Source organism: Alkalibacterium indicireducens, from assembly GCF_039522005.1.
Taxonomy (GTDB): Bacteria; Bacillota; Bacilli; order Lactobacillales; family Carnobacteriaceae_A; genus Alkalibacterium; species Alkalibacterium indicireducens.
The window spans coordinates 46,894-53,129 of the sequence record NZ_BAAADA010000088.1 but is presented as its reverse complement, the minus strand read 5'-3'; the positions used below and the strand labels follow the sequence as shown (position 1 = coordinate 53,129).

The 6,236-nt window shown below is 43.4% G+C and carries 6 protein-coding genes; 5 read left to right on the top strand and 1 reads right to left on the bottom strand.

The window, feature by feature from the left end:
- Window positions 1–187: 187 nt before the first annotated feature.
- The 4 genes from cdaA to ABFX15_RS05735 all read left to right on the top strand — a co-directional run bounded on the left by cdaA (window position 188) and on the right by ABFX15_RS05735 (window position 4,316).
- Window positions 188–1,048: a diadenylate cyclase CdaA gene (gene cdaA / locus ABFX15_RS05750; RefSeq protein ID WP_346024522.1), complete on the top strand. Its 861-nt coding sequence runs from the start codon at window positions 188–190 to the stop codon at window positions 1,046–1,048.
- Window positions 1,045–2,073: a CdaR family protein gene (locus tag ABFX15_RS05745; RefSeq protein ID WP_346024521.1), complete on the top strand. Its 1,029-nt coding sequence runs from the start codon at window positions 1,045–1,047 to the stop codon at window positions 2,071–2,073. Before cdaA ends, ABFX15_RS05745 begins: the two co-directional genes overlap by 4 nt.
- Before the next feature lie 29 nt (window positions 2,074–2,102).
- The gene (gene glmM / locus ABFX15_RS05740; protein WP_346024520.1) at window positions 2,103–3,461 is read left to right on the top strand and encodes a phosphoglucosamine mutase; all 1,359 of its coding nucleotides are present in this window, start codon (window positions 2,103–2,105) and stop codon (window positions 3,459–3,461) included.
- Window positions 3,462–3,542: 81 nt separating this feature from the next.
- A complete protein-coding gene (locus tag ABFX15_RS05735; RefSeq protein WP_346024519.1) occupies window positions 3,543–4,316 on the top strand; it encodes a DUF975 family protein in 774 nt (257 codons plus the stop codon).
- Window positions 4,317–4,431: 115 nt separating this feature from the next.
- Here the strand turns inward: ABFX15_RS05735 and ABFX15_RS05730 are convergent, their stop codons facing one another.
- Window positions 4,432–4,914 (bottom strand): DUF456 domain-containing protein, encoded by a 483-nt coding sequence (locus ABFX15_RS05730; protein ID WP_091266163.1) that lies wholly within the window; start codon window positions 4,912–4,914, stop codon window positions 4,432–4,434.
- A 387-nt stretch (window positions 4,915–5,301) separates the two neighbouring features.
- Between ABFX15_RS05730 and ABFX15_RS05725 the strand changes: the two genes are divergently transcribed.
- Window positions 5,302–6,216 carry a PLP-dependent cysteine synthase family protein gene (locus ABFX15_RS05725; protein WP_346024518.1) on the top strand — a complete coding sequence of 305 codons (915 nt, stop codon included), beginning with the start codon at window positions 5,302–5,304 and terminating at the stop codon, window positions 6,214–6,216.
- Window positions 6,217–6,236 lie beyond the last annotated feature (20 nt).

The following is a 6,236-nucleotide window of genomic DNA, read 5'->3' as shown; positions in this document are numbered from 1 at the left end:
TAAGTCATCCAACCCCATTATAAAGGACTTTTTTATATCATGAAACAGTTAAATTTTTAATGCAACACTAGTGATTTTAAATATGAAAAAAGTTAGAGTTTTAAATTTAATCACATTTGAAATACTTAACCGCCCTTGATATATGGTATACTTACTCCGTGTATGTGCAGATTTTGGAGGTGGCAGCATGCCCTTGGATTTTTTTACAAATTTTGACTGGTCAAGGCTTCTTGTGTGGCGTACAGCTGTGAATATCATTGATATTCTAATAGTGGCATTCTTTATCTATCAGCTGATGCGTATCGTAAAAGGTACTCGTGCAGTCGAACTGCTTAAAGGAATTGGAGTCATTTTGATTCTGAAAGCAATTAGTGTTATTTTTCGGTTATATACGACGGAATTCATTGTGGATTTCGTTATTCAGTGGTCGGCTCTAGCACTGATCATTATATTCCAGCCGGAACTTAGACGTGGACTTGAACATCTGGGAAGAGGGTCTCTTTTCGGAAGAAAACGTCGATCGACTGCAACTGAGATCATTGTTGATAACTTATCCCATGCAATTCAGTACATGAGCAAAAGACGGATCGGTGCGCTCATCTCGATTGAAATGGAAACGGGTCTGGACGAATACATTGCTACAGGTATCCCGCTAAACGCAGAACTGAGCTCTGAACTTCTGATCAATATTTTTATTCCGAATACCCCGCTTCATGATGGAGCTGTCATCATAAAAGGTTACAATATCGCGACGGCTGCGAGCTACTTACCTTTATCAGAAAGTCCGGCTATTCCTAAAAAGCTGGGAACACGCCATAGAGCGGCGATCGGACTGTCGGAAGTATCGGATGCCATTACGATTATCGTATCTGAAGAAACAGGGGAAGTCAGCATTTCTCGTAGAGGAAATCTGATCAACGATATGTCGCAGGATGAAGTTTTGAACTACCTGACAAAAGAACTCGTGGAATCAGAGAAAGAAAAAGAGACGCAAGGACCGCTGCAGCAGATTGTTGAGGCCGTACGGAAAGGAGTGTCCAGCAAGTGAAGTTGAATTTGGACAACCCGTGGATTACTAAATTAGTCGCACTTATATTTGCCGTGACGTTATTTTCGTTTGTTGCGCTGGAAAATCAGTCCCGGATCCGTTCAACGAGTCCAACTGACGGAGCAAGCATCACCAGCTCGGAAGTCATTACTAATTTGCCGATCGATATCAATATTGATCGGGACTTGTATTTCGTATCGGGCATTCCGGAAACGGCAACGATTCGTCTTGAAGGCCCTCAGGCTGTCCTGACACAGACGTTGGCTACTCAAAGTTTCAATATCGAAACGCCTGACCTGAACCAGATGGGCCCAGGCCGTCACACTGTCCAGCTTGAGGCAGAAGGATTGAGTGATCAGTTGAATTACAGCATCATGCCGGCAGAACTGACGCTGGAAATTGAAGAAAAAGTCATAGAAGAACATGATGTAAGAGTCGAATTTAATGAAAATGCACATTTGGCTGATGGCTATACTGCCGATGATCCTGTCCTGTCCGATGAATCAGTGACAATATCCGGTGCTGCTTCGACTATGGAACAGATCAGCGATGTGATGGTAGTTGTCATGCCGGAAGAAAGTGACATAACCACTGATATCGACATCCTTTTGAACGTCCTGGTTCTTGATGAAACGGGCGACCTGCTTAATGTGAATACTTCGCCACAACAGATTAAGGTGACGATCCCTGTTCAAGGAACCGAACAGACCGTTCCAATGAATCTGGAAGAAATTGGTACACCTAATGAAGATTATGAATATGCTCTGGAGTTTGCTCAAGGAGAACCTGAACAGATCACTGTGATCGGTGAATCGGGTATTCTTGAAGAGATGAATGATTTTTCTGTAGAGGTGGATGTGTCGGGGATCACTGAATCGACCATCAGAACCATACCGATTCCTCTGCCGGATGGGATATCAGACAGTAACCCGAGAGATGTGGATGTACTGATCAGAGTGACGCCTGTCGAACAGGAAGCAGAAGACGATGATGAAACTGAAGAAGATGAAGACGATACTGTATAACTAGACTATTAGGATGAGGAGTTTGAACAATGGGAAAATATTTTGGAACAGATGGTGTTAGAGGGGTTGCGAATAAGGAACTGACCCCTGAACTGGCTTTTAAACTGGGGCGTTTTGGAGGATATGTGCTGTCTCAGCACGCTGAAGAGGAAACCCCTAGAGTACTTGTGGGAAAAGATACACGTATATCCGGTAGAATGCTGGAATACTCCCTTGTAGCTGGACTATTGTCTGTCGGGGTTGAAGTATTGAGACTTGGTGTCATTACTACTCCCGGCGTGTCTTACCTGACACGTCAGCAGAACGCAACGGCAGGAATCATGATCTCTGCCTCACATAACCCTGTGGAAGACAACGGAATCAAATTCTTCGGGTCAGATGGGTTTAAACTCTCTGATGAACAGGAAGCTGAAATTGAAGAACTACTGGATCGTGATGGAGATGACCTTCCGCGTCCTAGTTCGGATGGCCTTGGAACATCTGAAGAGTACAAAGAAGGAATCTTGAAGTACATTCAGTTTCTGACGCAGACGATCAACGGAGACCTTTCAGGTACTCATGTAGCTCTTGATGGAGCTAATGGTGCAGCAAGTCCGCTTCTCAACCGCCTGTTTGCCGATTTGGATACTGATTTCGACGTAACTGGTGCCTCACCAAATGGTCTGAACATTAATGATGGAGTGGGAAGCACACATCCTGATTATCTGGCTGATTTTGTACTGGAAAAAGGCGCAGACGTGGGGTTAGCTTTTGATGGAGACGGAGACCGTCTTATCGCTGTTGATGAACTGGGTAATATTGTTGATGGAGACAAGATCATGTACATCTGCGGGAAATTCATGCATGAAGAAGGTCGTCTGAAGAAGAATACGATCGTTTCAACAGTCATGAGTAATATTGGTTTCTACAAAGCGCTGGAAGTCCATGATCTGGAATCAGTGAAAACTAAGGTCGGTGACCGTTATGTTATGGAAGAAATGGTCAAAAATGGTTATAATTTAGGTGGAGAACAGTCGGGTCACCTGATTTTCCTTGATTACCATACAACTGGAGACGGCCTGCTTTCAGGAATTCAGTTGCTTAATGTGATGAAACAGACAGGCAAGAAATTGTCAGAACTCGCTGAAGAAGTAACGACGTATCCTCAGAAACTGGTCAATATTCGTGTGACAGACAAGCAGAATGTCATGTCCAACCCGGCAATCAGTGAGGTCATTGAACAGGTCGAACAGGAAATGGCAGGAAATGGCCGTGTACTGGTTCGTCCAAGTGGAACAGAGTCTCTTCTACGTGTCATGGCGGAAGCTGAAACGGAAGAAGCAGTGAATGAATATGTCGACCGTATTGCGGACGTCGTCAGAAAAGAAATAGGTACAGAGGAAGCGTAACAAAGCGTATTAGATTACCGCAGATAGCTTAGCGAGAAGCAATCTGCGGTTTTTACATATTGAAGCAAAGGAGCAGGTGCTATGAATGCAGAATCCTATCTATCCCCGGCCTCTATCAAAAGACAAGCAAGAGAGGAATTAAGTGGAAAATGGAGAGATGTTATCCTTCTCTACCTCGTACCGTTTGTTATCAGTCTTCTGCTGACTGGCGGTATATATGGATTCGACCTGACATCCATTCCTAGAATTATTGTTGGCGAGGAAGAGGGGAATATACTGATCAATTTTCTCGTAACATACTTGACAATAGGTATATCATTTACCTTGCTCGATATGACCCGATCAAGCAGTTATAAAATAAAACCTCTGCCTGATGCTTTTCAAGTGTTTTCAAGACGATTCTTTATTCCTGTTTTTCTTATCCAACTTCTTCGAACCTTGTTCATTGCGCTATGGACGCTAGTCTTTATTATTCCAGGAATCATCAAAACCTATTCGTATTCGCAGGCATTTTTTATTTTTAAGGATAAAAAGGATCGCGGAACTGAAGAATACCTTTCAGCGTTCGATTGCATAAAAGAAAGTAGGTATTTGATGGACGGGCACAAGCTGGAGCTCTTTTTCCTTCACTTGTCATTTTTCGGATGGTACCTCCTGGAAGTGTTCACCTTGGGGATTGCTTCTTTATACGTCAGACCGTATCTTAACATGGCGGAAGCTGTCTTTTACTCCAGACTGAGCTACGATCATAAAGAGACAAGCGATGGTCAAGTCGACGCTTATTATGATGAGACACACTTTGAAGGTGAAGTGTATGAGGAAGATGAAGAGTGTGACGATTTTGCAGATTATTAAATAGAGATCTGTAAAGTCTCCTTTCTGCCATCGATTGATGTGAGCAGGAAGGGACTTGTTATCTCTTTAGAAAGATACTCAGGCAATTGGAAGAACATAACCCATCTCAGACGAGTTAGAGCCATATGGAGAGAAAGAACCAGGTAATCATGATCAATTGAATGATCCCTTCTGCAATTCGTCCGCTGAGAAACCCGATGAGCGTTCCGACAGCTGCTCTTAAAGCGTGCGCGAAGGTATCCTGTATCCAGAATTCTACGATCAGAACGGCAATAAACGGAAAAATCAGAATTCCGAATGGGGGAAAGATGAATGTTCCAGCGATGATGGCAATCGTCGCCGTTGTTTCCCCGATTTTACTTCCGCCGAATTTGTTGACAGCGATTGATCCGGCAAGCAGGTCGGCAAGCAGGAGGAAGACGGTAAGTACGCCCATTGATACCCAGAAGACCCAGGTCAGGACTGCTGAATTGATGAAAAAATGATAAATGAGAAAGCCACCCCAGACAGCTAGTACTGAGGGGACGACGGGAGAAATAAGACCCACAAAACTCAATATGAACAGACCGATGATCACGATCCATAAAATAGTATCCATTTTATCTATTCCTTTCTTAAATGATATCTAACTCAAGTATACTAGAGTTAGAGCTTATACAAAAAAGATAGACTTTTAATTTTAGACTGGGATTCATTGACAATAGATTTAGATAATGCTAATATCAGAAGTGAACAAACTATTAGTAAGTAGATTAGGGAGTGTTTGATCGTGCCAATCACATTTTTAGAGAAGCAAAACGAGTGTTGCTGTACATGTGTACAGTCTATTTCTCATGCTCTCAAAAATGTTCTAGGCGATTAAATCGATAAGCTCCTGATATATTCTGTCACTATCAGATCAGGAAGAAATCACTAACCGTTAGAATAATTAGAGTGAGCGCATGAGGGATCCCCTTGTGCGTTTTTTTGACGAAAGGAGGATAATATGATTATACAGACAGTAAATGAACTGATCGGTCAGACACCTATGATGGAAATTAAAGGCTATGACCTTCCAGAGAACACACGAATACTTGCGAAGCTTGAACAGTTCAATCCTGGAGGAAGCATCAAGGACCGTCTGGGTGTCAAACTTATTGACACAGCATTTAAAGAAGGAAGAATCAACAAAGAGTCAACGATCATAGAGCCGACTGCCGGGAATACAGGGATCGGTCTGGGGCTGGCTGCGATGTCATATGGATTGAAACTGATTTTCGTCGTACCTGAAAAGTTCAGCATTGAAAAGCAGGAGCTGATGCGAGTCTTGGGAGCAGAAATCGTCCATACACCTACGGAAGAAGGCATTAAAGGCGCAGTGGCTAAAGCTAAGGCGTTAGGCGAGAAGATCGAAAACAGTTATCTCCCGCTTCAGTTCGAAAATCCTGTCAATCCGTTGACTTATTATGAAACTTTGGGACCTGAAATTGTCAAGGACTTAGATGGTCAGTACCCTGATTCTTTTGTCGCAGGGGCAGGAAGCGGAGGCACGTTCAGCGGGGTTGCTCAGTACTTCAAGGAACAGTCAGAGAGTGTCCGAACAGTCGTCGTCGAACCGGAAGGATCCATATTAGGTGGAGGCGAACCAGGACCCCACGAGACAGAAGGCATTGGTGTTGAGTCGTTCCCGCCTTTCATGAAGAAGGAATGGATCGATCAGATCTATACCATTTCTGATGAAGAAGCATTCTATTACACAAAGGAACTGGCCAGAAAAAATGGACTCTTTATAGGAAGTTCAAGCGGGGCAGCATTTGCGGCAGCACTTAAAGAAGCACAGACGTTACCAGCAGGCAGTACGATTGTGACAGTCTTCCCGGATGGAAGCGAACGGTATTTATCAAAAAATATATACAAATAAATTCAAAAGAGGAGACGATC